Raw genomic sequence first — 15,322 nt, 5'->3', positions numbered from 1 at the left:
GACCCCAGCGCGAAGGGGCGGCCCAAGGCCCGAGGAGGCGCCAACTCACTTGGCGCCCTCGCGAGGATACTCGATCCACTTGACCGAAGGAGGCGTGGGCGGAAGATCCTCAAGGCCGGTGCCGTTGGCAATGACGAACTGCCAACGTGCCTCGGGGCCAGAGGCATTGGGGTCTGGGTTGAGATAGGCGGTCCCGATCCAGCCAAGGGGCCTGAGACCCTGATCCAGCGCCTCTTTGCTCAAGGCGTGGGAGCGCACGACGATGGTGTCTCCGGGCTTCACCGGGATGGTGGAACGCAGCACCGAGATGACCTGCATCTGGTAGAGCACCGCGTCGCGCTCCCCTTGTCCCGAGTCTGGCGCCACCTGGGCCTCAAGCACCTTCACCTCAAGCGTCGCTGCTGCACCCACCGCAGGCGCTTGTTCAGCCCATGCGGCCCCGCACAGGACCGACAACGCGCCGAGGGCGGAGAGGGTTGCGATCCGAAGGGAATAGATTTGGAGCATGGCAATCTCCTCTTAACGTTGACGGACGCCACCGCAGTCTCGCGCAATGAAGTCCACTTCCAGTCTAGTCCAGGCCGTGGGAGTGGAGGAATCGCTAATGGATGATCTGAACGCCCTACGCGATCACGTCGGCGATGAGCTGAACGCGCGCAACAGCCAGTACCTGACATTCCTGCTTGCCATCGCCGAGCTGGCCGCCAACGGCGACAACCCCAACCGAGAAGAGCAGCTCCTCATTGATGAGGCTTTCGAGTCCGCCACCAACAGCCTCACCGTCGGCTTGAGCGGTACCGATCGTGTCCTCGTCGCCTGTAGCGCGATACGATTGCACATGCGCCTCAATGGCAAGGGTGTCAGCGTGCCGCGAGCGCTTTCCGGCGTGGAGCGACACGCCCGCTACACTGTCGCTTCCACCGAAGGGTGTGAAGGCTGAGTTCCAGGAGCGGAAACTCGGCGTCCTTCTGCCACTGACGGTTCTGTCCCAGAAGAGGTCACTGAGCCGAACCGCTCCAGCGGCAGGTAAGCACGGGGAAGCGGCCACTCACGATGCCTACCCCGGCGGACCTTCCGCCCCATGACCAGACGTTCGCTGTCTAGTCCTCATACCCTGAAGAAACGTGACGATCAATCGGATTCGGTCATCTGCGCTGATGATCAAGATTCCGCGTTTTTTGGATCGATGGTGCGACTGCGCCCGGTCGCCCGCCGTAGCCGCCTACCTGCCGCGATCTCCTGTGAGTGCTAGAGTGTCCTATCCGTGACACCAAGGAAATGCTGACGTCGATGCCGACCGCCTTCATCTCGTCGACAAACCTGGATCTCGCTGTCTTCCGGACAGAGGTCTCCATGGCCGCGCACGGCGCCAAAGTCCTCGCGGACATGCAGGAGAACTGGACCGCAGAAGACCACCCGCCGCTGGATGCTTGTCTGGAGCATGTTCGGCGGGCCGATGTGCTGGTCGTCATCCTCGCCCATCGCTTCGGCTGGGTGCCGGAGGATGCCAACCGCAATCCGGACGGCAAAAGCATCACCTGGCTCGAATGCGAGGAGGCTGTGAAGCACGGCAAAGATGTTCTGGCCTTCGTGCTCGATGACTCAGCCGACTGGCCGGAAAACCAGAAGGATGAGGCCGACCTCAAGCGTGCCTTGACGTTGGAGGATGACGCAGCGGCCGAACGCGTCCTGAAAGCCACGCGTCAATGCATCAAAGGGCTCAGTGCATTCAACGCCTGGCTCAACTCCCGCGGCCTGCGTCGCACCTTCCGCACCAAGGAAGATCTCAAGCTCGAAGTCGAGCGTGCATTGAAGACCTGGCAGGAACGTCAAGCGACCGCAGTCAGGGTGCCGTCAACCATGAACGCTGGACCGCCACCAATCCCCGTGTCCTATCTCGACTGGCTGCGCAGGCAGTACGAATGCATCGAGCTGCTGGGTCTCGAGGCCCAGACGCAGCACCCGACGCATCTCAGTCAGGTCTATGTTCCGGCCATCACGCCGCCTCGCCGCGAGGAGCAAGCAGGCCCCCCCTCGCGCAAGGAGGAAGAGCGGGCGCGATTCGAGCTGCTGCTCGCCCGTGTGGCGGATGAATCCCTCTACGTGCCAGGTGATCCCGGGGCCGGCAAGTCGACCTTCTGCCGCTGGCTGACCCTGGTCACCGCCTCGGAGGCCCTGCCCGAGCATCCCATTACCGCGCCGGACAGCTATCGCGAGAGCTACCCGGAGTCCTTGCGCGGCCGGCTGCCCGTCCTCGTCCCGCTGTGCGACTTCTGGCCGTCGATGCCTCTCGCGGCGGATGTCCGGCATTTGGCGCCCGCGACGCTGATCGACACGCTCGGCCACTGGCTTGCCGAGCGCTCTTGCGGACGCCTCCCCGTCGAAGACCTATCGGCACTCATGGACACGGGCCGGTGCCTGCTCATCTTCGACGGTGTCGATGAGGTTCCAGTCGTGTCCAGCGCACCGGCGCACCGGACCTGTCCGCGTGCCTGCCTGCTCGATGCCCTGAGCAGTGGTCGCGAGACCTGGACCAGGCTCGGCAACCGGCTCCTGCTCACCAGTCGCCCCTACGGTCTGCGCCCCGAGGACGCCCAGCGACTGGGCCTTCCCGATGCCCCGCTGGCGGAGCTGGACGACGACCTGCAGCAGCTCTTCATCCGCCGCTGGTACGCCGCCGCCGATCCGCAGCAAGGCATGGAGAAGGCCGACGGATTGGTCGAGCATCTCGCCGGACGCCCAGACCTGGCCGAGCTGAAACGCAACCCCATGCTCCTCACGGCCTTGTGCGTGCGCTACGGTGAGGGTCGGCGCCTGCCGCAGGATCGGCACGATCTCTACGACAAGATCGTCAACAACGTCCTCTTCAACCGCTATCGGGATGCCGACCATGAGCGAGCCGCCGTGCGCGGGCGGTTGGGCGCCATCGCGCTCGGGATGCACACGGGGTCCAGCATCCAGAGGCGCCGCTCCGCCCCGGAGGCGGCCGTGACGCTGGAGGAGGTCGAGCGGATCCTCGCCGACTACGCGGAGGTCAACCCCGCCACCGAGGCCGGCAGCACCGCCGCCGCCCAGCGGCGTGACGAGCTCTTGGCCCATTCCGGGCTGCTGCTCGGCCGCAGCGGCGGCAAGGCCGGTTTCTACCACCTGAGCTTTCAGGAGTTCCTCGCCGCCGAGCATCTCGCCCGCACCCGCCGCGAGCACGACTGGTTCGAGTCCCTCGTTGCCGTCCGCTCATCCGTTTCCGAATGGCGCCTCACCCTCTGCTTCCTGTTCGGGCGCATGCTCGAGCGCAACGGCGAGCAATGGGCGCTGGAGTCGGCCAAGGCCCTGCTCGCCACCCAGAACCGCGCGGCGGTGCGCACCAATCCCGCCCCTGCCGTGCTTTGCGCGGACTGGATCGAGATCCTGGTCCGCAAGGCGCTGAACCTGCTCGATCTCAGGGAGCGCTACACGCACTTGGCGCTGAGTGCGATCGAGGACGAGATCCCGCTCCAGGATCGGCACCGGCTCGGTCTGATCCTGGGCCTGGTTGGCGACCCGCGCCTCGGTGATCTGCGCGATCCCGACTGGCGTGCGCAGGGTGCGATCGAGGTCCCGGCCGGACGCTACGCCGACCAAAACGGCCATCAGGAGATCGCGCAGCCCTTCTGGCTCGGCCGCTATCCGGTCACCAACAGCCAATACCGCCTCTTCATCGAGGACAGCGGTTATCAGGACCAACGCTGGTGGTCCGACGACGGCTGGCAGTGGAAGGGGCGAGAGGGCGTGAGCGAGCCGAGGTATTGGCGTAACGGCCGGCTCAACGGACCCAACCAGCCGGTGGTTGGTGTCTCATTCTGGGAAGCGGATGCCTGTTGCCGCTGGGCGGGCGGACGCTTGCCGACGGCGCGGGAATGGGAGGCAGCGGCCCGTGGCGCTGAGGGACACGCCTACCCTTGGGGCGAGGCTTGGGAGGACGGGATCTGCAACACCATAGAATCCAAATTAGGCATAACCTCTCCCGTGGGGTTGTTCCCGCGCGCCCGCCAGCGTGAGCTCGGCTTCGAGGACCTCGCCGGTAACGTCGTGGAATGGTGTCAAGACAGTGCTTCGAGCGACCTCGGTGGGATCCGCGTGTTGCGCGGCGGCTCCTGGTACCTCGACCAGGACCTCGCGCGCGCGGTCTACCGCAACGTCAATCTTCCCGGCTACCGCAGCGGCGGCATCGGCTTTCGGGTGTTGTGGTGCTCCCCCATCCGCTGAGCACTGATCCTCTGCCCACTGGGCCGTCGCGTCAGCGACGGCTTGCGAGGCCGCGAAGCGGCCTCGCTACGGACGACATCCCCGGCGTGCACCCGCGACAACGGATCGACCGCCCGAATCCAGCTCGTAGGTTGGGCTGAGGTACGAAGCCCAACATGGCGGTTGCCTAAACCTCTGATGATCGGGCCAACGCAGGAGACCTAACGAGCAGCCAGGAGCTCGCAACAAGCAAAACGACCATGAGATACCGTCGCACCTTGATTGGCGGAGCCACCTATTTCTTCACCGTCAACCTCGCGGATCGAAACGCTCGTCTGCTCATTGATCACATTGCGGCCCTACGCGCGGCGGTGCGCCATGTGAGGCAGGCACATCCATTCGAGATCATCGCCTGGGTCGTCTTGCCAGAGCACATGCATGCGGTCTGGATACTCCCGCCGGGTGATTCGGAGTATCCGATGCGGTGGAACCAGATAAAGGGCGGCTTCTCGCGGCGCATTCCGTCGGGGGAGCGCGTCTCGGCTAGTCGATCGAGCCGCAGAGAACGGGGCGTCTGGCAGCGTCGCTATTGGGAGCATCTCATCCGCGATGAAAGGGATCTCGAACGGCATGTCGACTACGTCCATTGGAATCCGGTCAAGCACGGGTACGTGTCGCGCGTCGTCGACTGGCCATTCTCGTCGTTCCACACATTCGTTCGCCGGGGATGGCTCGACGCCGATTGGGGTTATGCGGGAGATTTTGGCGAGGGTTATGTTATGGGGAGCCGAGGCAGTCGTCGTGATTTGCGGGTTGAGATGTAGGGTTGGGTCGATGGACCAGGTCCACGGGTGGCGTGGAGCGTTGGGCCTCCTGCGTCGGCCCAACCTACGTGCTGGCGTGCCGGGCACATCAGCTTCGGTGAATTCGACGCCAGCGTCCAGGGCTGGATCAATCATGTGCGCTACGCGGACTCGTGGGGCCTGCGGGAGCATCTGCTGCGCCGATTCGTTTGGTGAAGGGGCACGTCGAGGGGCTCCCGAAGCGACAGAAGGCTGCAACATGCCCGTAACCGCGCTGCGCGCGGTCAGAGATCAGCGAAGTCAGTGCTCAGCGAATGGGGGAGCACCACAACACCCGAAAGCCGTAGCGGCCGAAGCGGTCGACGGGACGACGGTCGTAGCGGAGGTCTGCGCGCGCGAGGCCCCGGTAGTCGCGCCAGGAGCCGCCGCGTAACACGCGGGACTCACCTGACGAGTCGATCGTCAGATCGATCGAATCCTTTCGCTTGCTCGCGCACCATTCCCACAGGTTGCCCGCCAGATCGAGCACGCCCTGGACGCTGGCACCCGCCGGATAGAGTCCCACGGCGGTCGTGCAGCCAAGTCCCGATTCGGCTGTGTTGCAGCGCGTGCTGTCCCATTCCGGCCCCCAGGGATAGAGGTTGCTTGGATCTCCTCCGGTCGCGGCCTGCTGCCACTCGAATTCGCTGGGCAGACGGATGTCGAGCGCGAGGCGGTGCGAGAGCCAGCGGCAGAAGGCAACCGCTTCGTACCAGGAGACCGTCTCGCGTGGGCGATTCGGCTCGGACCAACTTGGTGCCTCTGAGCCCGTCTTGGCGTCGGCCGGCATCTCCTCCCACCATTCTGTTTGGCTGTAACCGTCATCAGCGCTGAGGAAGGCGTCGAACTGTGCGTTGGTGACGAGGTAGCGGGCGATCCGGAAGGGTGCGACCTCGGCGGTACCGCCGTCGTCCTTCAAGGTCACGGTGCCGCCGGGGATCTCGACCCAATCGATGTCTGGTGTGCCGTCTTCCCGCACACCGATGCCGGGCCGAGGATCACCCAATTCGGTTAGCAGATCCCCAATCGCCACACGGGTCGTTTGATCCAGACCTAGATCGTCCAGGCGAGGGATAAGGGTCCATTGGGGCCAGGCAAAGTCTCGCAGGACGTCACTGATGTGGCCGGACTGCGGCTCTCCGATGGCGGCTTGCAAACGCCGCAAGCGCTCGGTGTGCCACAGATAGCGCAGGTCGTAGGCTTGACGCCGCCATTCCAATGCCTCCAGCTCGGCCTGGTGGACCAGGCGCAGATCGTCCTGATGCCCGGCGATCCAGCGCGCCAGGGCCGGCCAGGCGCCGAACAGCCGCTCATGGGCGACCGATACGATCGCATCCGGCCCTTCGCCTTCGGCGGCGAGCAGGCGCTGCCGGATCAGTGCCTCGGCAATCGGGCGCACCGCCTCGGGCAAGGGTTCGACCGAGACGCGGCGGCGTGTCACCGACCCCTCGCCATCGACCCGCACCAGGCAGCGGAAGAGGTCCGATAGCCGCAGCTCCAAAATCGATGGGTCCATGGCGGAAGCCAGCCCCCGCTCCACGTCGTCGGCGTGCTCGGCGATGGCGCCCTCGAGGCCGCCCATGGCGTCATAGGCGTCGAGCGTCATCTGACGATCCTCCCGGGCGTCGAACAACCGTCGTAGGGCGAAGGCCAGTAGCGGGAGGTTACCTGGCTCGGTCCCCAGATCGTCGACGAGCCTTCGGACGAGGCCATCGGGCACGGAGACGCCGGCGCATTGGGCCGGGCGCAGGATCAAGTCATGGAGGCGATAGGGAGCGACTCGCCCGAGCGGGTAATGCCCCGGGCCACGCAGGACCTGGAGCATCTCCGTGTGGCGGTAGCAATGGTGCAGAAAGTCGCTGCGGATGGTGGCGATGACGCGCAGCGGCAGGCTGTGCGCCGATTGGTGAAGACCGGAGAGGAAGCGGACCGCCATGGTGCCGTCAGCGACGAAAAGCTCCTCCATCTGATCGAGAAAGAGCACCAGCAGATCGGCTTGCAACCCGCCGTGGAGCAGGCGCTCGAGGATGACGGCAAGGTCCTCGTGATCCTCGGCAAGCCCCTGGGCGAGCTGGTAGGCGTCGAGTCCCGCGCGCTCGCACAGTCCGTGCAGGACGCGAAGCAGGGCATCGAAGGGGTCACTGCCCCGGCTCGGGGCCAGGCGTGCGGTCTGGACACGCGCGGCATCCGCCAGCCCCTGCTGCTCGAGCCGCGGCAGGACGCCGGCGTCCACCAGAGAGGACTTGCCGCTGCCTGAATCGCCGCTGACGATCAGGAACCGAGCCTCCGGCAGGCGCAGGCGGTCGAGGACGTCGCCGATTTCGAGCTCGCGGCCGAAGAAGACCGGCGCATAGCGGCGGTTGAAGTGCAGCAGGCCAGGGTATGGGGAACCATGCTTGCTCAGATCCCACGTCGGCAAGCTAGGCGCCTCGCCCGAATCATGCTCGCCCGATCCTCTGGGCGGCCGGATCTGAATGACCGCCGACTGGACTTTGCTCGCCAGCTCATGTGGGCTGGAAAAGAAGCTGGCGAGTCTCTCCCGCCCCAACTCATCCCGCAGGGAACGAACGCGAGCACCTCCTTGGCCATCGCCCGTCCACCCGTCGGTGGACGTCATTGGCCAGGGTGCCTTGTCATCCGCCAAGAAGACCAGGGTATGCGTCTTCGGATTTGCTGCAGCACGCCGATATTCGAGCTCGGTGATGGATCGTCCATCGGGGTTCCCGTGCTCGGCTGGCGGAACATAGCCATAGCGGAAGGCGAAGAGGCCCACGTAAATGTCGGCGCAATCGACATCCTTCAGGCACTTGTCGACCGGCCGCTCGTCCGTGGCTACATAGTCCTCCATCGCGATGACCTGATAGCCGGACTGGCGCAGCGCATCGAAGACCGCCTTGCGATGGTCTTTAAGATCCTGGTATGTGGAGGAGAGATAGATCATTGTCATCAGCTAGCGTCCAAAGGCTCGGTTATCATTCCCACACAAATGAACCGCCCATTGGGGCCACTCGCAGAGTAAGCGTTTGGCCGGAGAATGCACAATGCGGTTGACTCTCGGCAGGAGACCAGGGACTACATGGCACTATCGTCGATAGCAAATCGCCCCATCGTCGCGATCATCGGCAGCGCACGCAAAGAGATCACGGGTGACAAGGAAGCGGAGGCCCGTTGGGCTTGCAAAGCCTTGGGAGAGGCACTGGCCAAAGGCGGCTGGCGGCTAGCCGTCTATTCCGAGAGACCCGACTTTATCGAAGCAGACGTGGTGCGAGGCTACGTCGCCAGTGGTGCCGCCGAAACGGGCTCAGTGCTGTGCTACTACCCGCAGGGATCGACCTGTCGATTCGCCGAGCGGACCCAGACCCCCGACGTCTTCCGTGATGTGATCGACCCGTCCGACGACTGGGAAGTCTCCTTCTATCGGTCCCTACTTGAGGTCGACGCCGCGCTGATTCTGGGCGGGGCGTCGTCGACCTTGATCGCTGGCCATCTCATCTTGTCTCGGCACTTGCCGATCTTGGCGCTCGAGTCGTTTGGCGGCGCTGCCTGCAAGCTCTGGCGTTACATAAAGCTTCGGCCGGAGTGCATGGCCGAGACCGATCTGGATGCGATGGTGGGCTGGCGACCAGCGTCAGCCACCGAATGCGTCTCCTCGCTCACCAGACAACACGAGCAATTTCAGGCGCGCGAGCGCGCTGAAGAGACGAAGCGAATTGAGCTGCAGCAGCGATTGGCGCAGTTGGAAACGGCAAAGGTCGCCGACCGACGCCGCCTGACAGACATCACAGTGGCCTTGCTGCTCTTCCTTGGGATGTTCGGCCTGATCGTTGCCTCATTCGCCCACGGCCTTGTCGACAAAACCAATGTTACCCTCCTCCTGGGGAGTCTCTCGCTCGCCGGTGCCCTGGGTGCTGCCGCGAGAATGCTGACGCCAAGCGCGCCGCAATACGCGCGCTGGACCCCGCTCTTACTGGGGCTTTTTGGGGGATTCTTCCTGGGCCTGCTGTACCTGCTTCCGCTCATGGTCGGGGATAACTCACTGATCAGCCTTGGCACGCCTATTACAAACGCCTTGCGCTTCCAACACCTCTCAGCCGTCGTCGTCAGTTTTCTTGCTGGCTTGGGATTTGAAATCACCTTGTCTCAGTTGGTTTCGAAGGCTGAAAGCACCAACAAGAAGACTCTGAAACAGCTCAATTGAAGGATGAGAGAGGGCATCGGCCGGACCCTGCAAAGCCGCCATCAGTTGACGCAAGCGGCTGCTTCGCACCACCAGGCGGACGCATCGCAAGATTCTGAAACGGCAATGACCCCAGGATCCCCATCCATGAAATGGAGAGTGCAGGGGCTTTCCACTATCCGGATCGAGGCGTCACGTCCTCGAGATTGCCGACCGGCGGTTCAGGGAGGCAAACCGGACATTCGGGATGAAAGCTCGGGTGACCGCTTCGGGTCGTGACTTGTCGCTCCCTCCACAGGCTCGACTGACTCCTTCCCGCGTCGAAGAGACGGTCGCGTCAGCAAGGTGACCAACGCTTCGAACCAAGGAGGTTAGCAGACCTCAGCTGGTCGCAGACGCTGGGTCTACGCGGAAGTGGCGGCTGGTGACACGACTGTTGGGTCTACCCCGGATACGGTAAGCCACATCTCGGAAGGCGTCGATCTGTGCGATCGAGAAGAGAATCGGTTGCATGAGAAGTTCTCCATACGAAGTTGACCGATTGCTCCCATCCACATCAGGGAGCCTGCTGCAATGCTCGCCGCGTGAACCTTTGCAGACTGAGTCGGCATTTCGGAAAACTGCTCAGTCAAACCCTCATACTCCTGGACTTTGCCTCCGCGGCAGGCAGGACCGGAGTGCCCTTGACCCTGAAATTTAGTCGGGACCTTAAGCACCTTCAAGGTCCAAGAGCACGAGATATAGCGAATTGCTGTACTAACAGACACAACATCCAGTTGTGAACGCCGTCAGAAACAGCGTGAGCACTCAGGGCGAGCTAAATCGATCCTGTAGCTGCCCCGCGATCCAAATGTACTGTGGACCGAAGAAGCACTCCCCGGCCACCTGCTGGGCGATCTCATCCGCTGAGGTCGGCAGGCGATCTCCCTCGTAGCGATAGAAGACCAGCTCAAAAAGCGCTTCCTCGACGAATTCCCGCAGCTCCTCCTCGCTGAAGTGCTCATGCCCCGGCCTGCCGTCTTCCTCATCGGACTCATCGCGCGCGAGCTGATACACGCACTCCTCGAAGAACAGCCCAAGCAGCTCGTCTTCGACATAGCGGCCGTCAGGAAGCTCGATCGGCCTGCCTTGGCAAACTTCTGCGTCCTTGAAATCCATCGCGAACACGACGCCTTCGCGTGCCGCAGTTTCGGTCGGAAGCATGGCCTCATGGGCGACGACAACCTGCTGCCAGTTGTCAAAATGGACAGAGCGCGCGACGGCTTCGATGGCCTCGTGATGGGGAATGCCCTGCTCGCGCTTGATGTGCCGGGCGCGTTGCTTGAGGCGCTGCAAATCGTCCGTGGAGACGAAGCCTCCGATTCCCGTGCCTGACACGCGGTGCCCACTGCCGATCGTCGTCTCAGGAACGGACGCTCAAATGCTCGGTAAGACGTGTGGTGAAGATCGTCCCGTCCGGGTTTGCCAAGGTGGGCAGCAGGCTTCGATCCAGCCTGCGCCCAGCGTAGCGCAGAGGGGACCGAGTGCCACGCGTCCTGCCAACCAGGACCTGACCAACGGGCTCGAACACTCAGCCGCCTGACAGCGGCATGCGCGGTGGAGCCGTTCGCCAGAGCAGATCGATCTCGTCGTCGGTGAGCCGGTACGCCTGGATGACCAGATCCGACAGACGACGCTCGATGGCGCGCCGCTGCGCCGCCCGTGCCGTCTCCGCCGTCGCGTACTGCCGGTGGGTGTCGGCCAGCTCGGTGACGATCTTTGGCGTCAAGCGGGGTGCCCCTTTCGGGCGGCGTTTGCGAACCTCGGCCGCGAACTCGTCGGCGGTCAGTTCGGCGAAGGACTCGAGACGCTGCCCTGGCTTTTCCACGTCGAGCTCCACGCGCAGCCAGGTGAGCAGCTCGCGTGATGCGTGCTGAGAAGCGCGCGTCAGCTCGATCGCGGCGCTCGCGCCTTCCTCTACCTCCCGGCGGATCTCGGGACTCGGCTCGGCGATCGGGAGTGTTTCCATGCGGAATCCGGCCGGGTTCAGGGCCTCATCCTTCATGTGAGGCAAATAACGCCAGTTGTGCCACCACAAGAGCGGAGCGTTGAGGACGGCAAGCAGGTAATGATCTGAGGTCGGCAGCAGGAATGTCTTGTCGTTTCCAAACAGGCCAGTTAGATCGAGAGCAAACTGCGGGTGAAACTGGATCACCTGGTAAACGATCTTTGGCTGATCGAACGCCTCGTAGTAGTCGCACGATCGCAATTCCCACCAATATCGCCCCTTGTCCTGGCGTCGGCGGAGACGCTCCTCGAAGGTCTTCATGTGCGCATGTAGGCTCGGATAGGTCTGGGCGAAAACCGCCTCGGCGTTTTCCCCTGCATCGTGCCAAGGCCAGGCAAAGGTCTGACTCGACTTCAGGACGATCATCCAGAGCCCTTGCCAGTCCGACGTCCAGCGCTTGATGTCCTGGCCGCGCAGGTAGGGCTTGATGATGTCGGCACAGCCTGGGTCCTGGCGGATCAGCTCAGCGCGCGCAGCATCGTCGATCAAGAAAGCCTCGTTGAGGCCAGTCTTGATCCCGTACATGGGCTTGGCGCCAAGGATTTCGCTGAGCGGAACACCGCGTTCGCGGAGTTTTCCCATCAGGCCGTCCACCTCGGGCGGCTCCAGGCTCCAAGGCTCGGCGTCGTAGCGGCTCCAGGGGACGGGGTAGCCATGCTCATGCACGTAGGTGTCCAGGGACAGCTCGGTGGAGCGGTCACGCGGGACCGGGCAGACCTGGACCGTCGCAGGCTCCGGCGCGGGCTCCAGGGGCTTGCGGTGCGCGACGATGATGCAGGGGAAGGTATCGGCGTCCTCGAAGATGGGCGCATGGCCGAAGTCGAGGATCTCTTCGAGCTGCGCCCGCTCGGCGAAGTGCCGGCGAAGCGGTTCGCCGTAGCCGGCACGCAGCCACTTGTTGGTGACAATGAAGCTGAGCTTGCCCTGCGGCGCGAGCAGCTCCAGGCCGCGCTCGTAGAAGTAGACGTAGAGGTCGGCAACACCGTGATAGCTGGCGTAGCGCTGGGCCAGGTAGGGCTTGATAGGGCCAAGCACTTCTTGCCGGACGTAGGGCGGGTTGCCGATGGCGATATCGAAGCCGCCTTGCGCGAAGACCTGGGGAAAGACACTGCGCCAATCGAAGGCGCGATGCACGTCCAGCAAGCTCGCGAAGGCCTCCGCGAGGTTCGAGGACGCGCCCGAAGCCGGCGGCTCGATGAGCGAATTTCCGCAACGGATGTTGGCGTCGAGGTTGTTGAGCGGCTTGTCCCGCCGTGCAGTCTTGAGCCAGAGACTCAGCTTGGTGATCTCGACCGACTCGGGATTGAGGTCGACGCCGAAGAGGTTCTCCTGAAGGATCTGGCGATCGAGGTCGAACAGCCCGAGCTGCATGGGGGTGCCCTGAAGCTCGGCGATCGCGCGATTGGCCTGCTCGTAGCGGGCGAGCAGCTCGTCGAAGGCCGCGACCAGGAAGGCGCCCGAGCCGCAGGCGAGGTCGAGCACCTTGATGCGACCGAGCACGTCGAGGTAGTCGACCCACACCTTGAGGCGGGTCTCGTTCGACATGGGACCGGGCTTGCCGGTGCGGTGGCGGGCCTCGATCTCGGCCAGGCGCTCGGTGAGCCAGCCGCCGATGGTGCGCGACACCATGAAGCGCGTGATCAACTCCGGGGTGTAGAAGATGCCGTCGCGCTTGCGGCGCGAGCGCTGCTTGTCCGCAGTCGTGCCGTGGATTTCGGCACGGAGGGCCTCGAGGTCGCTGATCGACTGCTCGAAGATATGGCCGAGGATGTTGACATTGAGGTCGGTCTCGAAGTCGTAGCCGGCCAGCTTCTCGATGCCATCGAGGCAGATATCGCTGACTTGCAGCGCCTCGAGGTCAGCATCCGCCGCAAACAGTCCGCCGTTGTAGCCGTTGATCTTCATGGGCGGATGCCCCAGGTCGACGGCGCGGAACAGGCCGCAGAGCTGTTGCCAGCGTGAGACCTGAACGAATCCCTCACTCTTGGCGGTCAGGGCCTGCGTGAGGATCTTAGGCGGCAAGAGTCCGGTGTCCTCGCAGAAGCAGATGAACAGGCAGCGGTCGAGGATCTTCTGCGTCAGCTCGAGCAGGCGGACACCGTGCGCCTCGGCGGCTTGTCCGGCCGGGGCCGGATTGTCGCGGCGCAGGTGGTCGAAGAGGTTCGCGCGCAGGTCACGGTAGAAGACGTAGAACGCCTTGCTGATGCGGTCCTCTTCGGCATAGGTGTGGGTGGCAAGGCGCTCAACCGGGCTGTCGGTGTCCAGCGTGGTCCCGAAGAGGCTCTCGCGCGTGAGTAGAAAGAGGAAGGTGCGCAGGTGCTCGGCGTCGGCCAGATCGGCGAGCGCGAAGCGCCGACAGTAGCCCTGCCCCCGATCGGTGCGGTAGAGCCGCAGCTCGATGAAGTTGCTCACCAATACCCAGCGGCACCCGTCCACCTTGGCGGCGTAGCCGAAGGCTTGCTCGACCGGCGTCAGGCGCCCATAGGCGGCGCCCTGCTTGGCATCGAGGTTCGCTCCAGGAGCTTTGAGCTCGAGCACAGCGCGCGTGCGGTCGATGTCCTGGCCATACCAGCCGAGCCGCGCGTCCGGCGGACGATAGCCCTTGACCGCTTTGGAGCTGGTCTCGGGCTCCATGTGATGGATGCCGTCGCTGCCGACGATCTGGTGGTAGCCAAGCAAGCGATCGAGGACCTGGCTGAGAAACTGGCCCTGGAGGGGCTTCTCCTTCTGACCCAGCAGCGACCCGTTGGCGGCACTCGCCGCCCAGCTCGCGGCGATGCGCCGCTGCTCCTCGTCGAGCGCCGGGACAAAGGCGCGGCGCGCCTCTTCCAACAGGTGTCGGTTGAAAAGTGGCTTGCAGTGATTCGTGGCGGCCATTCCTTGCGGCGCTCCTGTGCGTGATTTGACTCGGCACCCGGAAGTGCCGAGTGACGCCGTGATTCTGTCATGAACGCCGCGCATTCCACTAAGAGAGACCGCTGCTCGCCAACGAGCAACCCCGAGTGTCTTGCGCGCGTCAAGGGGGAGCCGAGAAAACCATAACCTGGATTAACTGACGCCAGCGTGGTCTTGCGGGCAAGCTGAGGTTTTCGACAAACGTGATTAGCGGACCAGCCACGAGACGGCTGAGAAATTGAGCGCGTATGAAGAAACCGAAAACCTTGAGGGTACAAACCCATGTGGAAGATGATGGTCTCGCGAGACGCTCTCCCCGAGCTTCCCCCGAAAGCAGCGCAACTGCTGGCGAGCTTTCTCAGTGTCGCTGACGGAAGCATGTCGCATCCCAACGACGCCAGGCGCTTCTATCGCTTTGTGCGGCACTGTCATGCTCGGCGCGTGCGTCTGAGCGACACGACGCTGGAGGCTATCCTGCTGCGCGTTGGCTGTGTGAAAGCTCAGGCAGCGTCACTCGCCGAAGCCTACCGACATGGCCGAAACGTGCTGAACACTCGATAGCCTCTGTGATGTGCGAGCGGCCAGATGCCAAGATGGACGCAGTGGAGCCGATGATCCGTAACCGTTGGCCGGAGGAGGGCCGCCTAGGTGAGCAAGCGCCTGCCTGGTCTCGTGCTTCCCGATGTCCAGTCAGGTAAGACCGCGAGGTGGTGTCATGCTGAAAAGGCAACAAGGGCGCGCGTCGCCATCGCTTTGCTGTTGTTGATCATTCCGTCCGCCCCGAATTGGGCGTCCGGCACGCTGACAGGACAGGTTGTGCGGATCATCGACGGTGACCAGGACGTGAACCTCGGGTTGGTCGAGGACGGCATGTGCTGGTGGTATCGCAAGTACGCGAACGAGCAATCAGACATGGACCGGCGCCTCTAGGAGGCCGCCGAGCGCGACGCCCGTGGACAAAGGCGCGGTCTTTGGAGCGACCCCAAATCGGTGGCGCCGTGGGAGTGGAGGCGGCGTTGAGGGGCCGGGACCGCACGATGAAGGGCGGGCATATAAGCCTCTAATCTGTGTACGTTATGCCATGTCGATCAATCTGCAGCGCGAAAAGACAACTACTATTATGGCTTGAGATGACTT

Annotated in this window: 9 protein-coding genes; 5 read left to right on the top strand and 4 right to left on the bottom strand. The window is 63.7% G+C overall.

Annotated features, from left to right (window positions below; translation table 11 throughout):
* Positions 1–45: 45 nt before the first annotated feature.
* Positions 46–507, bottom strand: coding sequence for a hypothetical protein (locus THIDRDRAFT_RS17970; RefSeq protein WP_007042326.1), 462 nt, complete (start codon positions 505–507; stop codon positions 46–48).
* A gap of 97 nt (positions 508–604) precedes the next feature.
* On the opposite strand from THIDRDRAFT_RS17970, the gene THIDRDRAFT_RS17965 reads away from it, so the two are divergent.
* The 3 genes from THIDRDRAFT_RS17965 (at position 605) to THIDRDRAFT_RS17955 (ending at position 5,048) form a co-directional block, all read left to right on the top strand.
* On the top strand, positions 605–940 hold the full coding sequence (locus tag THIDRDRAFT_RS17965; RefSeq protein WP_007042325.1) for a hypothetical protein: 336 nt from the start codon (positions 605–607) through the stop codon (positions 938–940).
* A gap of 350 nt (positions 941–1,290) precedes the next feature.
* Entirely contained in the window at positions 1,291–4,245 is a 2,955-nt protein-coding gene (locus THIDRDRAFT_RS24025; RefSeq protein WP_050984766.1) for an SUMF1/EgtB/PvdO family nonheme iron enzyme, read from the top strand.
* A gap of 239 nt (positions 4,246–4,484) precedes the next feature.
* Positions 4,485–5,048 carry an REP-associated tyrosine transposase gene (locus THIDRDRAFT_RS17955; protein WP_007042323.1) on the top strand — a complete coding sequence of 188 codons (564 nt, stop codon included), beginning with the start codon at positions 4,485–4,487 and terminating at the stop codon, positions 5,046–5,048.
* A gap of 286 nt (positions 5,049–5,334) precedes the next feature.
* On the opposite strand, the gene THIDRDRAFT_RS24020 is transcribed toward THIDRDRAFT_RS17955, so the two are convergent.
* Positions 5,335–8,013: an nSTAND1 domain-containing NTPase gene (locus THIDRDRAFT_RS24020; protein ID WP_007042322.1), complete on the bottom strand. Its 2,679-nt coding sequence runs from the start codon at positions 8,011–8,013 to the stop codon at positions 5,335–5,337.
* A gap of 129 nt (positions 8,014–8,142) precedes the next feature.
* Between THIDRDRAFT_RS24020 and THIDRDRAFT_RS17945 the strand changes: the two genes are divergently transcribed.
* Entirely contained in the window at positions 8,143–9,264 is a 1,122-nt protein-coding gene (locus THIDRDRAFT_RS17945) for a hypothetical protein (protein WP_007042321.1), read from the top strand.
* Between the two features lie 786 nt (positions 9,265–10,050).
* Here the strand turns inward: THIDRDRAFT_RS17945 and THIDRDRAFT_RS24015 are convergent.
* A complete protein-coding gene (locus THIDRDRAFT_RS24015; protein ID WP_139058795.1) occupies positions 10,051–10,578 on the bottom strand; it encodes a hypothetical protein in 528 nt (175 codons plus the stop codon).
* Between the two features lie 235 nt (positions 10,579–10,813).
* Positions 10,814–14,167, bottom strand: coding sequence for an Eco57I restriction-modification methylase domain-containing protein (locus THIDRDRAFT_RS17935; protein ID WP_007042318.1), 3,354 nt, complete (start codon positions 14,165–14,167; stop codon positions 10,814–10,816).
* Positions 14,168–14,833: 666 nt separating this feature from the next.
* Here THIDRDRAFT_RS17935 and THIDRDRAFT_RS17925 point away from each other — a divergent pair.
* Complete coding sequence (locus tag THIDRDRAFT_RS17925) at positions 14,834–15,115, top strand: hypothetical protein (protein ID WP_007042316.1); 282 nt, start codon at positions 14,834–14,836, stop codon at positions 15,113–15,115.
* Positions 15,116–15,322: the final 207 nt, after the last annotated feature.

Origin of the sequence: Thiorhodococcus drewsii AZ1 (assembly GCF_000224065.1) — a bacterium.
Taxonomy (GTDB): Bacteria; Pseudomonadota; Gammaproteobacteria; order Chromatiales; family Chromatiaceae; genus Imhoffiella; species Imhoffiella drewsii.
This window is presented reverse-complemented; position numbering and strand designations above follow the sequence as displayed.

Bases quoted from the DNA above. Each gene is read 5' to 3' on its own strand.
- THIDRDRAFT_RS17955 (WP_007042323.1), top strand. From the start codon at position 4,485: ATGAGATACCGTCGCACCTTGATTGGCGGAGCCACCTATTTCTTCACC.
- THIDRDRAFT_RS17970 (WP_007042326.1), bottom strand. From the start codon at position 507: ATGCTCCAAATCTATTCCCTTCGGATCGCAACCCTCTCCGCCCTCGGC.
- THIDRDRAFT_RS24025 (WP_050984766.1), top strand. From the start codon at position 1,291: ATGCCGACCGCCTTCATCTCGTCGACAAACCTGGATCTCGCTGTCTTC.
- THIDRDRAFT_RS24020 (WP_007042322.1), bottom strand. From the start codon at position 8,013: ATGACAATGATCTATCTCTCCTCCACATACCAGGATCTTAAAGACCAT.
- THIDRDRAFT_RS17935 (WP_007042318.1), bottom strand. From the start codon at position 14,167: ATGGCCGCCACGAATCACTGCAAGCCACTTTTCAACCGACACCTGTTG.
- THIDRDRAFT_RS17945 (WP_007042321.1), top strand. From the start codon at position 8,143: ATGGCACTATCGTCGATAGCAAATCGCCCCATCGTCGCGATCATCGGC.
- THIDRDRAFT_RS17965 (WP_007042325.1), top strand. From the start codon at position 605: ATGGATGATCTGAACGCCCTACGCGATCACGTCGGCGATGAGCTGAAC.